We start from the raw sequence: 18,715 nt of genomic DNA, 5'->3' as shown, positions 1-18,715 counted from the left end.
TAGGGTGGGAATATTTCCTATATTGCAGGTCAAGTCAAACAACCCCGACGGCTTTGAGCCAACGCTTGTCATTAACAAGGAACTTGCCTGATGCCCCGTGCTTTTACACCCAAAGTGGTTACGGCCAACGACCTGCTGGAAGGCGATGTGATCTACCTGACCGAAGATGATCGCTGGTCGCGCGAACTGTCCGAGGCCGAGCTAATCACCGACGAAGCACACGCGCAGGTACGCCTGCTGGATGCCTCGCGTCAGGCCGATAAGATCGTCGGCGCCTATCTCGCCGATGCCATCGCTGGCGAAAACGGCCCTGAACCCACTCATTTCCGCGAGGACTTTCGCCGCACCGGCCCGTCCAACTATGCCCATGGCAAGCAGGAAACAGCAACGCAGCCCCGGGTCTGATCAACGGCCCTCTTCTCCCCTTAAAGGCCCCGGTTTCGGGGCTGCAATGAAGGACAGCTAGACATGTACCGCTACTCCGAGTTCGACACAGCTTTTCTGGAAGAGCGCAACAAACAATTCCGCGCCCAGGTCGAGCGCCGCATTGACGGCTCGCTGACTGAGGACGAGTTCAAGCCCCTGCGCCTGATGAACGGCCTGTATCTGCAGCTGCACGCTTACATGCTGCGCGTGGCGATCCCTTATGGCACGCTGTCCAGCGCGCAGATGCGTCAGCTGGCGCTGCTGGCCGAGAAATGGGACAAGGGCTATGGCCATTTCACTACCCGTCAGAACATCCAGTACAACTGGCCGAAACTGAATGACGTGCCGGATATGCTGGACGCGCTGGCCGAGGTTGGCATGCACGCCATTCAGACCAGCGGCAACACTATCCGCAACGTAACGGCGGACCACTTCGCCGGTGCCGCTGCGGACGAGATCGCCGATCCGCGCCCCTATGCCGAACTGCTGCGCCAGTGGTCCACCGACCACCCGGAATTCCAGTTCATGCCGCGCAAGTTCAAGATCGCCATCACCGGCTCGGAAAACGACCGCGCCGTGATCAAGGCGCATGACATCGGCCTGCAGCTGGTCGAGCGTGACGGCGTTCTTGGTGCCCGTGTTATCGTTGGTGGGGGTCTGGGCCGCACCCCGATGATCGGCAAAGAGCTGTCCGAATTCGTCGCCTTTGACGACCTGCTGGCTTATCTGGAAGCCACCGTTTCGGTGTGGAACCAGATTGGCCGCCGCGACAACAAGTACAAGGCGCGCATCAAGATCACCGTGCACGAGAATGGCATCGACACCATCCGCGCCAAGGTGAACGAACGCTTCCTGCAGGTTCGCCCGCAGTTCAAAGGCGCGGATATGAACCTGCTGGAAGAGATCAAGGGTCACTTTGCCGCTCCTGATTTCCGCGAAGGCTCGGTTGCGTCGTTCGAGAGCGCCTATACCAACGATCCGGTGTTCCGGTCGTGGGTCGACACCAACATCGCACCGCACAAGAACGCAGACCACGCGATCGTCACGATCTCGATCAAAAAGCACGGCCAGACACCGGGCGATGCGACTGCCGAGCAGATGCGCGTGATGGCCGATCTGGCCGAAGAGTTCGCCTATGACGAACTGCGCATCAGCCACGAGCAGAACGTGATCCTGCCGCATGTCCACAAATCGGACCTGCCCGCGATCCACGCCAAGCTGAAGGAATACGAGCTGGCCACCGCCAATATCGGCCTGATCAGCGATATCATCGCCTGCCCCGGCATGGATTACTGCGCGCTGGCGACGGCTCGCTCGATCCCGGTTGCGCAGGAAATCGCGACCCGTTTCGAAGACCTGAAGCTGGAGCATGATATCGGCCACCTGAAGATCAAAATCTCGGGCTGCATCAACGCCTGTGGTCACCACCACGTGGGTCACATCGGCATTCTGGGCCTGGATCGTGCCGGTGTCGAGAATTACCAGATCACTCTGGGTGGCGACGGCACCGAGACCGCAGCCATCGGCGACCGCACCGGGCCGGGCTTTGCCTATGACGAAATCGTGCCTGCGGTCGAGCGCATCGTCGACACCTATCTGGAACAGCGCGACAGCGCCGAGGAGACTTTCCTGGAGACCTACCGCCGCGTCGGCATGGCACCGTTCAAAACTGCCCTCTACCCCGAGGCACGGGCGAATGCCGCTTGACCTGATCCAGACGGAACTGGGGGCTGACCGCGCCGAACTGACCGAAAAGGTCGAGGCGCTGAACACCCGCTTCCGCCACCACAGCGCCCATGACGTCATGCATGGCGCGCTTGAGGAGATCGAGGATCTTGCCCTCGTCTCCAGCTTTGGTGCGGAATCGGTGGTGCTGCTGCACATGGCGGCGGTGGTCGACAAGATGACCCCGGTGCTGTTCGTCGATACGCAGTTGCTGTTTGCCGAAACGCTGGAATACCAGCACGAGGTGAGCGAGCGTCTGGGGCTGAAGAACGTGCATATCATCCGGGCGGACGATCAGGATATTCAGCGCGACGATCCCTATGGTGCGCTGCGTCTGCGCGACACAGATGCGTGCTGTAAACTGCGTAAGACCTTCCCGCTGCAACAGGCATTGACCGGGTATTGCGGTTGGATTACCGGGCGCAAACGGTTTCAATCCGGAACCCGCGCCGCGCTCGACTTTTTTGAGGTCGAGGATGGTACGGGCCGGATCAAGGTCAACCCGCTGGCCCATTGGGCGCCCGAGGATGTGCGCACCTATATGGACGAGAACAACCTGCCCCGGCACCCGCTGGTGGCCAAAGGATACCCTTCGATCGGCTGTGCGCCCTGCACCTCGCCGGTCAAAGAGGGCGAAGACCCCCGCGCCGGACGCTGGCGCGACCAGAACAAAGAAGAATGCGGCATCCATTTCGTCGATGGCAAGATGGTCCGCGTTGGAGAAAAAACATGAACGTAATCGTAACCGACGAGGGGTTCGCCCCCGATGATTGGACTGACGGCTATGTCACGCTGGACGATGCCGCGAATGATGTGGTCGCGCTGGATGTCGCATCCGACACCGACCCGGATGAGCTGGTCGAACGGCTGGGCAGCGCCCGGATGGTGCGTGTGGACTTTCCGTCCTCGGCGGACGGACGTGGCTTTACCATTGCGCGGGTTCTGCGCCTGAAGGGCTATACCGGACGTCTGCGCGCCAAGGGGCATGTGCTGGCCGATCAATACGCCATGGCCCGGCGCAGCGGCTTTGACGAGGTCGAGATTGATCATACGCTGGCCAACCGTCAGCCCGAGGATCAATGGCTGGCCCGCGCCAACTGGCAAGACAACAACTATCAGGCACGCCTGCGCGGCTGAGCCCGCAAATCGCCAGCTTGTGACATGAAAGGGGCAATCTGCCCCTTTTCCTGACTTGGATCAAAGATTAAACGGAGATGTCGGTTTAGCAGACCGGCAGTGAAACGATGACAGAGATGAAATCCGTGAGTGAAGCAACCGCCGTCAAGGCCCCCGTTCTGCCCGACGCCCAGACCGTCACCGAGGTAAAGCACTGGACCGATCGCCTGTTCTCGTTCAAGGTGTCGCGCCCCGCCTCGCTGCGCTTTCGTTCGGGCGAGTTTGTTATGATCGGCCTGCTGGGCGACAACGGCAAGCCGCTGCTGCGCGCATATTCCATTGCCTCGCCGTCCTGGGACGAAGAGCTGGAATTCTACTCGATCAAGGTGCAGGACGGTCCGCTGACCTCTAAGCTGCAGCACATCAAACAGGGCGATCAGATCATCCTGCGTCCCAAGCCGGTTGGCACGCTGGTGCATGACGCGCTGCTGCCCGGTAAACGTATCTGGTTCTTCGCCACCGGCACCGGCTTTGCCCCCTTCGCCTCGCTGCTGCGCGAACCGCAGACCTATGAGGATTACGACGAGGTCATCATCACGCATACCTGCCGCGACGTGGCCGAGCTGGATTATGGCCGAGAGCTGATCGACAGCATCAAGCAGGACGAGTTGCTGGCCGAACTGATCGGCGAAGGCTTTGGCGACAAGATCCGCTATTACCCGACCACCACTCGGGAACAGAGCCCCAAGATGGGTCGCATCACCGAGCTGCTGAAAGACGGCACCGTCTTTGCCGATCTGGGCATCGAAGGCGGTATCAACGCCGACACTGACCGCGCCATGGTCTGCGGCAGCCTGGCCTTCAACCACGACATCAAGGCCATTCTGGAAGAGTTCGGCCTGCGCGAAGGTGCAAATTCCGAACCCAAAGAGTTCGTGATCGAAAAGGCCTTTGTGGGCTAAACGGCATTGCCGGTCGGGTCACAATGCCTCCTGACCGGCAAAAACACCCGGAATTCATGGAAAATTCATGCGGCCTGCGATTTATGCCGCTTGAAACGCTTCTCAGCCCGGTCTAAATTCCGGGCTCGAAATTCTGCAATCATCAAAGGAATGAACCCATAGCCCGCAGACCTCACAACGCGCCACCGCAGAGAGATACCGGCCCGCGCGTCAATGACAGAATCCGTGCCCCCGAAATCCGCCTGATTGGCGCTGATGGAGATAATGTCGGGGTGGTTCATCCCGCCAAAGCCATGCAACTTGCCGCCGAAGCCGGCCTCGATCTGGTTGAGATTTCGCCCAACGCGAACCCGCCGGTCTGCAAGATCATGGATTTTGGCAAGTTCAAGTACGAACAGCAAAAACGCGAAAGCGAAGCCCGCAAGAAGCAAAAAGTCATCGAGGTGAAAGAGGTCAAATTTCGGCCCAACACCGACACCCATGACTATGACGTCAAGATGAAGAACGTCTTCAAGTTTCTGGAAAAGGGCGACAAGGTCAAAGTCACTCTGCGCTTCCGCGGCCGCGAGATGGCACACCAGAATCTGGGGCGTGAGCTGCTGGAACGCGTGGCCGAAGACATCAAGGATATCGGCAAGGTCGAAAACATGCCGAAGATGGAAGGCCGTCAGATGATCATGATGATCGGCCCGCTGCCGCAGAAATAGGCCTCTGCTCATCGAGAGATCACCGCCCTGTCAGAGACGCTCTGGCAGGGCTTTTTCGTTCACCGGAACGTCAACCGACGCGATTGGCCTTGGCCCCTGCTACTTCTTATCTGAAAGGCGTCTGAAAGCGACGCCCTGTCGATTTCGGGCGCTCTGGTTTCGACAGTGGCTTGCCGCGAAAAGGCAAGACTCAACCTTCGTGAAACCCGAGCCTGAAAGAAGAAAAACCACGAGGTGGACATGGGTGAGATGGCATTTGCAGGAGGGGTGTACCACTCGCTTCCGGCCTCGGCATATTGCGATGAAACCGTGTTCGCCCAGGAGCAAAGCCGCATCTTTCAGCGGTCCTGGCATCTGATAGGTCACGCAACGGATATCCCCAATTTCGGGGATTATGTGGTCGAGGATGTCAACGACGTCTCGGTCATCGTCATCCGGGGTCAGGACGGCGGCATTCGGGCCTTCTACAATGTCTGCGTCCACCGGGGGCACGAATTGCTGCGGGGTAAGGGCTGCACGAAGAAAATGACCTGCCCTTATCATGCTTGGACATATGACACTCAGGGCCAGTTGCGCGCAGCCCCCAACGCCCGTGCGTTCCCGGGGTTTGACACATCCCACTACAAACTGCGCGCCATTCGGATCGAACTGTTCTTCGGGCTGATCCTGATCAATCTGGATCAGAACGCGCCGCCGCTGGCCGAGCTTGCGCGTCTGGCCACGCCTGAAATTGCGGTCTATGCGCCCAATCTGGCCAGCTACCGCCGGGCCGACCGCACCGAACGGCTGGCCCATGCCAACTGGAAGGTGGTGGCCGAGAATTTTAACGAGTGCTACCACTGCGCGGTGGTCCACAAAACATTGACCACCGGCGTTGTCGACCCGCATCAATACCGCACTCAAGGCTTCGATTATGGCATCCGTCACTGCAGCCCGGCACGCCCCGATGGACAGAAATCCTATGGCTATGTGGCCGACCCCCATGCCCGGACTGATCGCTTCCTGACCTGGTGGTTCTTCCCTTTGTTCGCGCTGCAGGTCTATCCCGGCGGGATCGTGAACACCTATCGGTGGAAGCCGCTATCGGTCGGCACCACCAAGATCGAGGTTGACTGGTGGCTGCCCCATCCGACCCCCAACTCTGTCGAACGCGAAATCATCCTGCAACACCGCACCACAACCTTCGCCGAGGACGCGCCCATCGTGGATTCGGTTCAACGCGGGTTGCAAAGCGGCGCCATTTCGCATGGCGCCCTTGTGGTTGACGAAACATGCTCATCCCAGTCCGAGCATCCGATCATGGCCCTCAACGCCCTGTATCACCGGGCGATGACTGTTACGGAATAACCGCCGTGATGGCGCGGGACAGTTTGGTCACCATCTCGTCAATCTGCGCATCTTCGATGATAAATGGCGGGGCCAGCAGGACGTGATCGCCATTCCGGCCATCGCGGGTGCCGGACATCGGGTAACAGATCAGCCCTTCGGCGACGGCAGCCTTTTTGATCTTTGCGGCGATACCCAACCTAGGCTCAAATGGCGTTTTGGTTTCACGGTCAGCCACAAGCTCGATCCCCCGGAACAGTCCCCGGCCCCTGATATCGCCCACATGTGGGTGCTGACCAAAGGCAGCCACCAGTGCCGATTGCACCTTGTCCCCCATGACCCCTGCCCGCGCGGGCAGTTCACGCCCGGTCAGTTCGCGCACCACAGCCAAAGCAGCAGCCGTCGCAACCGGGTGGCCGATATAGGTATGCCCGTGCTGGAAGAAACCCGAGCCATCGCGGATCGCATCATAGATCTTCCCGGTACACATCATCGCCCCAATAGGTTGATATCCGGCCCCCAACCCCTTGGCGATACACAGAATATCCGGTGCCACGCCATCGTGATCGCAAGCAAACAGATGGCCGGTACGACCCATTCCGCACATCACTTCATCAAGGATCAGCAGCACACCGTACTGATTGCAGATCTCTCTGATCCGTTTGAAATACCCTTCGACCGCCGGAACCGCACCCAGCGTCGCGCCCACCACCGGCTCGGCCATAAAGGCCATCACGGTGTCAGGCCCAAGGCGCAGTATCTCGGCCTCCAACTCATTGGCAACGCGCTGGCCATACTCAAAGCTGCTCTCACCATCAGGCTTTTCGGCATATTCATAACAGGGCGCGATATGCGTCATCTCGATCAGCATCGGCGCGAATTGCGCCCGCCGCCACGCATTGCCGCCAGCCGACAGCGCACCCAGCGTATTGCCATGATAGCTCTGCCGCCGCGCGATCACGTGACGGCGCTCGGGTTGTCCGATTTCCAGAAAATACTGCCGCGCCAGCTTGATGGCAGCCTCGGTCGCCTCGGATCCGCCAGAGACGAAATAAACCCGATCCAGATCCCCCGGCGCGTTTTTGATTAGCAAATCCGCCAAGGCCTCGGCCGGTTCAGAAGTCATGAAACCGGTATGGGCAAATGCAATCTGACCCACCTGATCCTGCACTGCCTTGATTACAGCTTCATTCGAATGCCCAAGGCACGACACCGCAGCATCGCCACAATCCAAAAAGCGCCGCCCCTCTGAATCAATCAGGTAACAGCCGTCACCACCCGCAGCGACTGGCAGCGCAGACTTTGTATGGCGTGGAAAAACATGGCTCATTTTCAAGTCCTCTTGAGAAGGTCAATCAGTGCTGAAACCGAGGCAGCGTTGTCCGCCCAACGGGTGCCTTCGGCACTGATCAGGCTGTTTTCAAACCCCACCCGAACATCCCCACCGCGCCGAGCTGCGCGCTGCAGGCACAGATGCTCCTGCGCACCAAAGGCGCAGACCATCCAGGGGGCCGGGCTTTCGGGGAAGGTGTCCAGAAGGTCGGGTGTTGATTCCTGATCCGTGGTATAGCGTCCCAGAACCAGCAGGCGGTCGACCTGGTTATCGCGCACGACACCGGCTGTCTGCCAGCGCGTCAAAAGCTCGGCATCCGCCGCATCATATAGGATATGCTGAACTCGCGTCCCGTGCTCTGCACAAAGGGCATAGATCTTGGGGGCCAGATCGGGTGACCGGGCAATCTCGCGCACGGAGATCGAAGCCCATTCCGGGCGCACCAAACGCAGGCAATCATACTGCGCCTGCACATCGAATATCCCCGCAGATTCAGTGGTGATCTGCACGTCCATCCCCGGCACGGCCTGACGTAGTTCCGCAATAGCCTCTCGGTAAAGCCCCGCATCCAGCGCGTGTTTTCCCGCCTCGTCTCGAACATGCAGGTGGATTCCATCTGCGCCTGCGGCATGGCAGGCGTGCGCCGTTTCGACGATCTCACCGATCCCGACCGGCACCGCCGGATGGTCCTCATGCCTGCGCCGCGCTCCATTGGGTGCGACCAGCACATACGGCCGGACGTCGCTGGCATTAAACAAGGAAGTTGTGTCACTCATTTCAGCATTCCATCAATAGCACAACTCACCTATCGTCAGCCTGATCGTTTTCAATTCCAATTTTTCAGAACATATGTTTTTCTGACCCTATGCAAACCAGCCCCGCCCACCTGACCAAGCGCCTGCTCCGGGAAATCGACACCCTGCCCCCCCAGATGCAGGCTGCCGCGAAATACATCATCGATCACCCCGGAGATTTCGGGCTGGACCCGATCCGTGTCACTGCAGGAAAAATCGGGGTCAGTTCCAACGTTCTGGTCCGATTGGCGCAGCGATTGGGTTTTGACAGCTACAACGCGTTCCGAGTCCCCTTCCGGCAGACGTTGGTGACAGATCGCGAAGACCGCCTGGGGCAGGATTGGCTGGACCGTATGCGGGCCGGAGATACCTTCAGCGCGGCGCAGGCAGGATACGTGCAAAATGAGTTGAACGTGGTGTCGCGATCCCTTCGTCTGATGGACCCGGTTCAAGTCGAGCGTGCGATTGACCACATGCTCACAGCCAATCGCTGTTTCATCACCGCAACACGGGCCAGCTATGCGCTGGCTTATTACTTTCATTATGCCGGACGGATGGCGCATCCGGGCTTTCAGTTGATCCCCCGTCATATGGGGACCGCAATCGACGACCTTCTGGATGCAGATCACAATGATTGCCTGTTCGCCCTGACGGTGCACCCTTATTCCTCGGACACGATTCAATCCATTCGATTTGCCCGTGATCGCGGCGCCAGAATCATCCTGCTGTCCGACAGCGAGGTCATCGCCCCCGGCGTAACCCCCGATATCATGCTGCCGATCAGTGCCCGAACACAGCACCACCTCTCCAGCTTCACCGGCGCCATGGCTGTTCTTGAAGTTCTATTAAGTCATCTCTTTGCCGCCGGCGGACGCGCCGCGCGCGATCGGGTTGAGCGTTACCAAAAAGCGCGGGAAGATACCGGTGCCTATTGGCAACCCGCCAAACCACCCAGAATACGCACTAAATAAAAAGCCCCGGACTGACCGGGGCTTTCCAAGGTCAAACAGGGTCGGCTCAGATACAGGCTTCGACCGCCCGTTTTGTCATCACACCGACCAGATGCGCGCGATATTCCTTACTGCCATGCAGGTCGCCGATCATGTTCATCGGGTCGATATGCAGTCCCATCAGGGCATCCGGCCGGAACTCCTTGCTCAGCGCCGCTTCGGCCTCGGACCAGCGGAACACTCCATCCTCACTCGCTCCGGTTACCGCAACACGCACGCCATCAGCAAAGCGTGCCACATAGACCCCTACCAGCGCAAAGCGGGAGGCCGGTTGCAGGAACTTCTGATAGCTCGCCGCCTGCGGCACCGGGAACCGGATTGAGGTGATGATCTCACCTTCCTCAAGCGCGGTGCCGAACATGCCCTCAAAGAAGTCATCCGCCGCAATCTGCCGCGTGTTGGTCACGATTGTTGCGCCCGAGCTCAGGACGCCCGCCGGATAACAGGCCGCCGGGTCGTTATTGGCGACAGAGCCACCGAGCGTCCCTCGGTTGCGCACCGCCGGATCACCAATCTGCCCGGCAAGCGCCGCCAGCGCGGGGTATGCCCCCGCCGCCTCGCGCGCCACCGTCGCATGCGTTGTCGCTGCACCGATTGCAACCGAGCCGTCATCTTCGATGCAAACCCCTTGCATCTCGGCAATCCCGCTCACCGACACCAGCTTGGATGGTGCCGCCAACCGCTGCTTCAGCGTCGGAATCAGCGTCTGACCGCCCCCCAGCGCCTGTGCATCCTCGGACCCCAGTGCGGCGACCGCATCGGCGATGGTCGAGGGCTTCTCAAAATCGAAACTGTACATTTCGTATTTCCTTTCCGAAAGGCGCGGATCCGCCCTTCATCTGGCTATAAATATCCCGGGGAGCGCGAGGGGCTGGCCCCTCGCACCCCAACCTCTCAGCTGTTCATCGCCGCCCAAACGCGCGACGGGCTTACCGGCATGTCGATGTGATCCACCGCCTTGCCACCCGAATTCAACGCATCCAGAACCGCGTTGACCACCGCAGGCGGCGAGCCAATCGCACCAGCCTCACCACAGCCCTTCACACCCAACGGGTTATGCGTACAGGGTGTCTGGCTGGAATGATCGACGCCATAGAACGGCACGTCATCGGCGCGCGGCATCGCGTAGTCCATATAGGACGCGCTCAGCAACTGACCGTTCTCGTCATAGGCGCAGTTCTCCAGCAGCGCCTGACCGATGCCCTGACCGATACCCCCATGAACCTGACCATCCACAATCATCGGATTGACGATGTTGCCAAAGTCGTCCGCGGCGGTGAAGGCTTCGATGGTGACCTGACCGGTTTCGGGGTCTACTTCGACCTCGCAGGCATAGGCCCCCGCCGGGAAGGTAAAGTTGGCCGGGTCGTAGAACGCCGTCTCCTCCAACCCGGGCTCTACCTCCAACGGGAAATTGTGCGGCACATAAGCTGTCAGGGTGACATCACCCCAGGCCACCGACTTGTCAGTGCCCGCGACGCTGAACTGACCGTCCTTCAGCTCGATATCGGCCTCGGACGCCTCCAACAGGTGCGCCGCAATCTTCTTGGCCTTGTCGATTACCTTCTCGGTCGCCTTGACCATGGCCGAGCCACAGACCGCCAAAGACCGCGAGCCATAGGTGCCCATGCCAAACGGGATTTTCGAGGTGTCGCCATGCACGATCTCGACCATCGACTCGTCGATGCCGATCATGTCCGCCACAACCTGCGGGAAGGCGGTCTCGTGCCCCTGCCCGTGGCTGTGTGCGCCGACCATGACACTGATCGAACCGGTGGCGTTCACCCGCACAGTCGCGGCATCATAGAGACCGGCGCGCGCCCCCAACATGCCAACAATATTCGAAGGCGCGATGCCGCAAGCCTCGATATAGCAGTTGACACCCAGACCGCGCAGCTTGCCATTTGCCTCGCTTTCCGCACGCCGCGCGGCAAAGCCCGCGATATCGGCGGCAGATTCAAGCTTGTCCATGGTCCCGTTGTAATCCCCGGTGTCATAGGTCAGCGCCACTGGCGTGTCATAGGGGAACTGGGTGACAAAGTTCTGACGGCGCAGCGCAATCGGATCCACACCCAACTCGCGCGCAGCCTTGTCCACGACGCGTTCCAGTTGGAACGTCGCTTCGGGCCGGCCCGCGCCGCGATAGGCATCCACCGGCACCGTGTTGGTGAACATCGCCTTCACGTTCACCTGAATGACCGGCGTCTTGTAGTTGCCCGCCATCAGCGTGCCGTGCAGCCAGGTGGGAACCGAGCTGGAGAAGGTCGACAGATACGCCCCCAGATTGGCATAGGTGTTTGTGCGCAGCCCGATGAAGTTGTTATCCGCATCCAGCGCCAGTTCGATCTTGCTGACATGGTCGCGGCCATGGGCGTCTGACATGAACGCCTCGGTCCGGCTGGACGTCCACTTCACGGGGCGATTGCAGGCCTTGGCAGCGAAGGTACAGAACGCCTCTTCCGCATAGTGGAAAATCTTGGTGCCGAATCCGCCGCCCACATCCGGGGCCACCACGCGCACTTTATGCTCGGGCAGGCCCAGCACAAAGGCGCACATCAGCAGGCGGATCACATGCGGGTTCTGCGAGGTGGTGTAAAGCGTGTACTCATCGGTGCCACGCTTGTATTCCCCTACCGCCACGCGCGGCTCCATCGGGTTGGCGACCAAGCGGTTGTTGACCAGTTCCAGCGTGGTCACATGGGCCGCGCTTGCAAAGACCTCGTCGACCTTGGCATCGTCGGTCTCGCCCAGTTGCCAGTCATAGCAGATGTTGTTCTTCAGATCGTCATGGACCAGCGTCGCGCCCTCTTGCGCGGCGGCCTTCATGTCGATCACGACGGGCAGTTCCTCGATATCCACATCGATGGCCTCAGCCGCATCGCGTGCCTGTTCCAGGCTGTCTGCCACAACGGCGGCGATGGGATCGCCCACATGACGGACCTTGCCCTGCGCCAGAATCGGATGCGGAGGCTCTTGCATGGGCGCGCCGTGCTTGTCGGTCACCTCCCAGCCGCAGGGCATTCCGCCCACGCCTTCGAAATCCTTGCCGGTGAAAACCTTGACCACACCCGGCATGCCTTCGGCTGCCGAGGTATCAACACTCTTCAGCCGTCCATGCGCGATATCCGAGCGCAGAAAATAAACATAGGCCTGTCCGGCCACGTTGATGTCGTCGGTATAATTGCCTGCTCCGGTCAGAAAGCGCATATCCTCGCGCCGCTTGGAACTGGCTCCGATGCCGCTGTCTTTGGGCATTGCTTGTTCTCCTCCCTGGGAAAAACTTTCCTGGAAAATTCCTGTTGGCCGTTTTATTCGGCCGCGATGCTGGAAACGTCCTGACCCGAAGCGGCCATGATCGCCTTCACGATGTTATGATAGCCGGTGCAACGGCACAGGTTGCCTTCCAGATACTTGCGAACCTCGGACTCGGTCGGGCGCGGATTGTCTTTCAGCAGCGCCGCCGCGCTCATCACCATACCCGGCGTGCAGAAGCCGCATTGCAGCCCGTGATGATCCTGGAATGCCTGCTGGATCACGTTCAGCGAACCATCTTCGTTCGCCTGCCCTTCGATCGTGTCGACATCGGCCCCGTCCGCTTCAAGCGCGAGCATATTGCACGATTTCACCGCCTCGCCATTCACATGCACGACACAGGCGCCACACTGGGCCGTGTCACATCCAACATGCGTTCCGGTCAAAGACAAATGATCCCGCAGAAAGCCGGACAGCAATGTCCGCCCTTCCACGTCACCGCTAACGGCTTTCCCGTTCACGGTCATTGAGACCTGTGTCATGAGATCCTCCCTATTTGGATTATTCCTTTGCGCCCGAGTTAAACACGGGAAATTTTGTTTGAGAACAAAAATATTTGCTCGATTTTTCAATGGCCCGCCACATAGTCCAATAATCATGATGCGCGCCGCGCGAAGGGCAAAGATGCCGTTGCGTCATTTCACTTTTGCGGCACGCGGCTGGGGCCTGCTTGGGATTTCTTTCAACAACCCGCCAACCCCCATTGCGGCGATGTCCGATCCGGTTGTTTCGATTCCACATGCCACACGCGACAATACCCAATCGGCCCCGTTCAGGGCGGGTGAGCGCGCGCAGCCGGGCAATCCGATCACCGGGCGCGCGCCGAGTTCCCCAAGGAACAGCAGATTGCCAGGATCGACAGGCATACCGAACCTGCCCACCTTTCCGCCAGCAAGGCGCACCGCAGCGGGTGCGACATCGTTTTCGTCGGATGTCGCCGAGCCGGTCAGGATCATCACAACGTCGCCTTGCAGAGACGCAAGCCCTTGCGAAAGATCATCCATCCTGTGCCTGACGACCTGAACATCCTTCAGGTCCATCCCCAACGCCTCGACCCGACCGCGAATCGCAGCGATCCCTTTTTCGTTCGACGGTCCTCCGGCGATATCCGTCACGATCAGGCCCGCCGTCCGGAATTTCGGTGGAGTCAACTGCACAGCCCCCCGGGCCAGATCGGCCGCACGCTGCACGTCGGACCGCGGCACGGCGTAAGAGATCACCTTGATGGTCGCGACCAGGCCGCCCGCGCCCATCTGCTGATATTGCGGCACTGTTGCCACGGTGATCATGGGGTGAACCTGATTGAACCGCTGCACGGCCTCAACATCCAGTTCAACGACACCCGGCCCATCGGCCAAAAGGTTCACCCTGCCGGTAAAGGCCTTAGTGACGCGCAGTTTGACACCCGCAGGATCGGGGGCCAGCGCCTCGGCCAGCATCGTTGCTGCCTCATCCTCGTGGCAATCGCCGGGCTCAAGCCGGGCGACGATGACCTCGTCCAGACCGGCTTGCGTCAACTGCGTGATGTGCTCGGGGGTCAGCGCGATACCCTTGCGCAGCTTTTGATCCCCGGTTTTGACCGAATGGGCGAGAATGGCACCGCTGGCCTCTGACAGAGGAACCGGCCCGAACTTCACGCCTTGCCCCGCAAAACGGCGGTCATCTGGGCCAGAATGGCAACCGCGATTTCCGCAGGACCGGCCGCCCCGATATCGAGCCCGACCGGACCGTGTATCCGCCCGATCTGCGCGTCAGAAAATCCGGCCTGCTTCATCCGCTCCACACGTTTGGCATGCGTGCGCGTCGACCCGAGCGCGCCAATATAAAACACACCGGCATCCAGCGCCGCCTGCAAGGCGGGATCGTCAAGCTTGGGGTCATGGGTCAGCAACACAAGGGCGGTGCGCGAATCCAGACCCAGTTTGGCCACGGCCTCGTCCGGCCAATCCGTTAGAATGGTCTCGCCTGGGAACCGGGCCTCCGACGCAAAGGCATCTCTGGGGTCAATGATCGCCGGATCGTAGCCCGCGATCCGGGCCATGGGCACCAATGCCTGCGCGATATGCACCGCCCCCACCACGATCAGCCGCAGCGGCGGGTTATGCACGGCGACAAAGGTTTGCCCGTCCTCTTCAAACCCCGAACGGTCCATCCGCAACCGTTCCGCATAGGCATTGCGGCGCAAGGCACGATGGCCGGTTTCAACATTCACCTCATAGGCCAAGGGCTCGCGCCGCGCGCGGGCCGCGACCAGTTCGGCGAGCATGGGTTCCGGCAGGACCTGCCCGACCGGTTCGACCAGAACCCGAATGGTGCCGCCACAGGCCAGACCGACCGCAAAGGCGTCTTCGTCGCTGACGCCAAATTCCAGCAACCGCGCCTCGCCCTCGTCGATTGCCTCCAGCGCTTCCACGATCACCGCGCCTTCGACGCAACCACCCGAAACCGAGCCCTCGATCCGACCATCGCCCGCGATGACCAATTGCGCACCGACGCGACGCGGCGCACTGCCCCAGGTCTCGACCACGGTGGCAAGGGCTGCCTTTTTGCCCGCGCGATACCACCGCAATGCAGTTTCGGGGCTGTTGTCGAATCGTTCCATCGAGACCTCCGACGTTGCTCGGCTTCAACATAGTTAGCTTTACAACTTTGGAAAGCAGTCAGACACAAGAGTTTCCGGCGCTAAAGAGCCGATTTCATTTTCACATTCACAAAATGTTGATTGTCCCCACCTCACCCTTTAGCCTGACGTCGTTCCCGGGCTGAACCCGGAACATCCCCCTTCATTTTCAAAGCGGAGACAGACAGTTGAAACGCATTCTTACACTGGGCGCCATTATTGGCCTGGCCACAGCCAGCGCCGGTTGGGCTGAGACATTTCTGAAATACGGAGAAGTCGAGGGCTGGAAGGTATTTATCGATCAGGAGAAGAAGTCCTGCTTGATCGAGACCGTCGATGATGCAGAGAACGTGGTGCAGATGGGTCTGACCGAGGACCGCGGCGTGGGTTACGTTGGCGTCTTCACCAAAGCCAAAACCAACATCAAGCGCGGCGAGAAAGAGGGCGTCGCCATTCTGATTGGTGACAACATCTATGTTGGCGAAGCCACGGGTATGAAAGGCAATATCACCAAGGGCTATTCCGGCGGTTATGTCCTGTCGGATGATCCGCAATTCGCCGATGATCTGGCAAAGAAGAAGGTCATGGTGGTGTTCCCCGAAAAAGAGTTTGCCTTCACCGTCGATCTGACCGGCACCTACAAAGCCATGGAAATGGCGCGTAAATGCAACGAAGAACAGCTCTCGTAATCACCCTTCGGAAAGCGCGGCCATCAGCCGTGCTTTCTGCCCTTGGTCGTCGGGCGCAGAGATCACGTTGGCCAGATCTTCCAGCGAGGCGATCGAATGCCCGGCGCGGAAGCTGTCGACATGAGGTAGCATGATCCTGACCCCCTGTGCTTTGGGTGCGAACCCGTCCCAGCGCAGCAACGGGTTCAGCCAGATCAGACGTTTTGAAGACAGGTGGAGACGCTCGATCTCTTTCTCCAGCTGATCAGGTTCACCGCGTTCCAACCCATCGGTGATCAGCAGCACAACGGCGCCCTGCCCCATCACCCGGCGAGACCAGTCGCGGTTGAACTGATGCAGACACTCTCCGATCCGCGTGCCGCCTTCCCAATCCTGCGCCTCGGCCCCGGCGGCAGCCAGCGCTGCATCGACATCGCGCTGATGCAGATGTCGGGTGATATTGGTAAGGCGTGTGCCGAAGGTAAAAGCGTGCACCTTGGCCCACCCCGCCCCCTTGGCGTTCGAAACCGTGTGCAGGAAATGCAGAATCACACGGCTGTACTGGCTCATCGATCCCGAAATATCACATAGCGCCACAAGGTTCGGCCAGCGCGGTTTGGGTTTGCGTAAGGCGATCTCGTGCAGTTCTCCGCCCTGACGCATGGCCGCGCGCAATGTGCGCGCCCGGTCGATCCGATGGCCCAAATGGCTGGCCTGCGCGCGGCGCGATGCAATGGGTTTGACCGGCAGGGACAATCGCGCCAGCAGATGCTTGGCCTGCGCCATTTCTTCTGTGTTCATCTGTTCGAAGTCCAGATTGCGCAGACGTTCCTCGGACGAGGCAGTCTGGGTGGCATCAATCTCGATCTCGGTCTCGCCCTCCTGTTCGGGCAATTCGGGCTGATCCCGTTCGACGCCATCAAGCAGCGCTTCGGCGGCGCGTTTTTCACCGGCATCCGCCTTGCGTTCCTCCTGCACGCCGCGAATGGCGGGCAGCATCATGGCCATCATGTGTTCCATATAGCGCGGGTCGCGCCAGTAGAGCCGGAACACCTGAGCAAAAACCGTACGGTGTTCCGGGCGGTTCACGAAACAGGCGTGTAGGGTCCAGTAGAAATCCTGTTTCTTGGTAAACCCTGCCGCTTGCACCGCACGGATCGCATCCACCACGCGGCCCGTGCCGATGGGCAGGCCCGCCTTGCGCAGGGCTCGGGCGAAATGGGTGATGTTCTGCGCAAGCTTGGGGTTGTCGGGGATGTCGAGGGGAAGTTCTTCGGCCATCAAACGACCTTCCACGCCCAGATTCCAGTTCCCAATGGCAAAACCAAACTCCAAAAAATGACGTAAAACCAAGCGTAAAACGTATCACCGAGAACAAACCGTTTGAGTTTCTTAGTTTCGGACAACAAAGATTCGATTTGTTTCTCCACTACATCAAATTTGTCGTCATTAACGTTCGATTTCAGATTTTCCCAATCCTTTAGATACATCTCTAGTTTTGAAACCAGCGTGGTTCTACCACCGAAAAGAATTTGTACCTCGGTAGATTTGAGTGCTACGTTCCAATTTCTAAGACTTAGAAAATCTCCAAACCATTGGACGGTATGCGAAACTAATACGATTAATAGGACTGATATTATTACTCCTTCAGTTTGATCAAGTTTTAATCGGATGCCTAAAACAGTGATTTCTGAGATATCAATTTCCAAGTAATGAACCAGCAATATGGCTACACTGAGCGATAATAGCACCCTCATCGAAGCTCTCGTTGCTCGACTGATAATTTCAACGCCACCCAATCTCATGCGGGTTCCAGAGTGGATCTGGCTTCGTCGAGAAGGCGTTTGGCCTCGGCCCCCTGCAGTTTCTGGATGTCGTCCTGATATTTCAGGATCGCCCCCAGCGTATCGCCGATCACTTCGGGGCTGAGGTTGATCACATCCAGCGCCAGCAGGCATTTGGCCCAGTCGATGGTTTCTGCCACACCCGGTTTCTTGAACAGATCTTCGGTGCGCAAGCGCTGGACGAACGCGACCACCTCGCGGCTGAGCGTCTCGGCAGCTTCGGGCGCGCGGGCGTGGAGAATTTCGATTTCGCGGTTGAAGTCGGGGTAGTCGACCCAGTGATAGAGGCAGCGGCGTTTCAATGCGTCATGCACCTCGCGCGTGCGGTTCGAGGTCAGGATGACAATGGGTGGTTCCGGCGCCTTAACGGTGCCGAGTTCCGGGATGGTGACCTGAAAGTCACTGAGCGCTTCGAGCAGGAAGGCCTCGAACGGTTCATCGGTCCGGTCTAATTCGTCGATTAGCAGGACAGGAGCGCCATTTTCATCAGGGCGCATCGCCTGCAGCAGGGGGCGCTCGATCAGATAGTCGTCCGAGAAAAGCTCGGTCTGCAGCGCCGCGCGGTCGGCCCCGCCCGAAGCCTCTGCCGTACGGATTGCCACCATCTGCGCCGGGAAGTTCCATTCATAAACGGCCGAGGATGCGTCGAGGCCTTCATAACATTGCAACCGGATCAGGCGGCGGTTCAGACCTGCGGCTAGCGCCTTGGCGATCTCAGTCTTGCCGACGCCAGCCTCGCCCTCCAGAAACAGGGGACGTCCGAGTTTCAGCGACAGAAACACGACAGTCGCCAGAGCGCGCCCGCAGACATAACCCTGAGCGCCCAGAGTTTCCTGCACCGCGTCGATGGAATTTGGTTGCGTCATGTGACC

At 59.5% G+C, this 18,715-nt stretch carries 19 protein-coding genes; 9 read left to right on the top strand and 10 right to left on the bottom strand.

Going from position 1 to position 18,715, the window contains the following annotated elements:
• The first annotated feature begins 90 nt into the window (after positions 1-90).
• The 7 genes from ACR3E4_RS15685 to ACR3E4_RS15655 all read left to right on the top strand — a co-directional run bounded on the left by ACR3E4_RS15685 (position 91) and on the right by ACR3E4_RS15655 (position 6,283).
• Entirely contained in the window at positions 91-405 is a 315-nt protein-coding gene (locus ACR3E4_RS15685) for a DUF2849 domain-containing protein (RefSeq protein ID WP_480532663.1), read from the top strand.
• A gap of 63 nt (positions 406-468) precedes the next feature.
• Positions 469-2,133 (top strand): nitrite/sulfite reductase, encoded by a 1,665-nt coding sequence (locus tag ACR3E4_RS15680; RefSeq protein ID WP_480532665.1) that lies wholly within the window; start codon positions 469-471, stop codon positions 2,131-2,133.
• On the top strand, positions 2,123-2,884 hold the full coding sequence (locus tag ACR3E4_RS15675) for a phosphoadenylyl-sulfate reductase (protein ID WP_480532667.1): 762 nt from the start codon (positions 2,123-2,125) through the stop codon (positions 2,882-2,884). The genes ACR3E4_RS15680 and ACR3E4_RS15675 overlap by 11 nt, the downstream gene beginning before the upstream one ends.
• A complete protein-coding gene (locus ACR3E4_RS15670) occupies positions 2,881-3,288 on the top strand; it encodes a DUF934 domain-containing protein (RefSeq protein ID WP_480532669.1) in 408 nt (135 codons plus the stop codon). The genes ACR3E4_RS15675 and ACR3E4_RS15670 overlap by 4 nt, the downstream gene beginning before the upstream one ends.
• A 107-nt stretch (positions 3,289-3,395) precedes the next feature.
• Positions 3,396-4,229, top strand: coding sequence for a ferredoxin--NADP reductase (locus tag ACR3E4_RS15665; RefSeq protein ID WP_480532671.1), 834 nt, complete (start codon positions 3,396-3,398; stop codon positions 4,227-4,229).
• A gap of 116 nt (positions 4,230-4,345) precedes the next feature.
• On the top strand, positions 4,346-4,936 hold the full coding sequence (infC, locus tag ACR3E4_RS15660) for a translation initiation factor IF-3 (RefSeq protein ID WP_480567110.1): 591 nt from the start codon (positions 4,346-4,348) through the stop codon (positions 4,934-4,936).
• A gap of 240 nt (positions 4,937-5,176) precedes the next feature.
• Positions 5,177-6,283 (top strand): aromatic ring-hydroxylating oxygenase subunit alpha, encoded by a 1,107-nt coding sequence (locus ACR3E4_RS15655; protein WP_480532673.1) that lies wholly within the window; start codon positions 5,177-5,179, stop codon positions 6,281-6,283.
• On the opposite strand, the gene ACR3E4_RS15650 is transcribed toward ACR3E4_RS15655, so the two are convergent.
• Both ACR3E4_RS15650 and ACR3E4_RS15645 read right to left on the bottom strand, forming a co-directional pair.
• Entirely contained in the window at positions 6,273-7,592 is a 1,320-nt protein-coding gene (locus ACR3E4_RS15650) for an aspartate aminotransferase family protein (protein WP_480532675.1), read from the bottom strand. The genes ACR3E4_RS15655 and ACR3E4_RS15650 overlap by 11 nt on opposite strands.
• A gap of 2 nt (positions 7,593-7,594) precedes the next feature.
• Complete coding sequence (locus ACR3E4_RS15645) at positions 7,595-8,371, bottom strand: beta-keto acid cleavage family enzyme (RefSeq protein WP_480532677.1); 777 nt, start codon at positions 8,369-8,371, stop codon at positions 7,595-7,597.
• Positions 8,372-8,460: 89 nt separating this feature from the next.
• Here ACR3E4_RS15645 and ACR3E4_RS15640 point away from each other — a divergent pair, with 89 nt between their 5' ends.
• Positions 8,461-9,360, top strand: a complete 900-nt coding sequence (locus ACR3E4_RS15640; RefSeq protein WP_480532679.1) for a MurR/RpiR family transcriptional regulator — start codon at positions 8,461-8,463, stop codon at positions 9,358-9,360.
• Positions 9,361-9,406: 46 nt separating this feature from the next.
• Here the strand turns inward: ACR3E4_RS15640 and ACR3E4_RS15635 are convergent, their stop codons facing one another.
• The 5 genes from ACR3E4_RS15635 to ACR3E4_RS15615 all read right to left on the bottom strand — a co-directional run bounded on the left by ACR3E4_RS15635 (position 9,407) and on the right by ACR3E4_RS15615 (position 15,313).
• Entirely contained in the window at positions 9,407-10,198 is a 792-nt protein-coding gene (locus tag ACR3E4_RS15635; protein ID WP_480532681.1) for an FAD binding domain-containing protein, read from the bottom strand.
• Positions 10,199-10,293: 95 nt separating this feature from the next.
• Entirely contained in the window at positions 10,294-12,654 is a 2,361-nt protein-coding gene (locus tag ACR3E4_RS15630; protein WP_480532683.1) for a xanthine dehydrogenase family protein molybdopterin-binding subunit, read from the bottom strand.
• 53 nt (positions 12,655-12,707) lie between these two features.
• Positions 12,708-13,193: a (2Fe-2S)-binding protein gene (locus ACR3E4_RS15625; protein ID WP_480532685.1), complete on the bottom strand. Its 486-nt coding sequence runs from the start codon at positions 13,191-13,193 to the stop codon at positions 12,708-12,710.
• 153 nt (positions 13,194-13,346) lie between these two features.
• On the bottom strand, positions 13,347-14,348 hold the full coding sequence (locus ACR3E4_RS15620; RefSeq protein ID WP_480532687.1) for a molybdopterin-binding protein: 1,002 nt from the start codon (positions 14,346-14,348) through the stop codon (positions 13,347-13,349).
• Complete coding sequence (locus tag ACR3E4_RS15615; RefSeq protein WP_480532689.1) at positions 14,345-15,313, bottom strand: XdhC family protein; 969 nt, start codon at positions 15,311-15,313, stop codon at positions 14,345-14,347. Before ACR3E4_RS15615 ends, ACR3E4_RS15620 begins: the two co-directional genes overlap by 4 nt.
• A gap of 206 nt (positions 15,314-15,519) precedes the next feature.
• Between ACR3E4_RS15615 and ACR3E4_RS15610 the strand changes: the two genes are divergently transcribed.
• Positions 15,520-16,020 (top strand): hypothetical protein, encoded by a 501-nt coding sequence (locus tag ACR3E4_RS15610; RefSeq protein ID WP_480532691.1) that lies wholly within the window; start codon positions 15,520-15,522, stop codon positions 16,018-16,020.
• Here the strand turns inward: ACR3E4_RS15610 and ACR3E4_RS15605 are convergent, their stop codons facing one another.
• The 3 genes from ACR3E4_RS15605 to ACR3E4_RS15595 are packed head-to-tail and all read right to left on the bottom strand — an operon-like array spanning position 16,021 to position 18,709.
• Positions 16,021-17,280: a vWA domain-containing protein gene (locus tag ACR3E4_RS15605; RefSeq protein WP_480532693.1), complete on the bottom strand. Its 1,260-nt coding sequence runs from the start codon at positions 17,278-17,280 to the stop codon at positions 16,021-16,023.
• Positions 17,280-17,804, bottom strand: coding sequence for a hypothetical protein (locus tag ACR3E4_RS15600; protein ID WP_480532695.1), 525 nt, complete (start codon positions 17,802-17,804; stop codon positions 17,280-17,282). The genes ACR3E4_RS15605 and ACR3E4_RS15600 overlap by 1 nt, the downstream gene beginning before the upstream one ends.
• Positions 17,801-18,709, bottom strand: coding sequence for an AAA family ATPase (locus ACR3E4_RS15595; protein ID WP_480532697.1), 909 nt, complete (start codon positions 18,707-18,709; stop codon positions 17,801-17,803). Before ACR3E4_RS15595 ends, ACR3E4_RS15600 begins: the two co-directional genes overlap by 4 nt.
• Positions 18,710-18,715 lie beyond the last annotated feature (6 nt).

The organism is Ruegeria sp. AP11 (assembly GCF_056535865.1).
The sequence above is the reverse complement of the archived record's forward strand: the minus strand, read 5'-3'. Positions and strand labels throughout refer to the sequence as shown.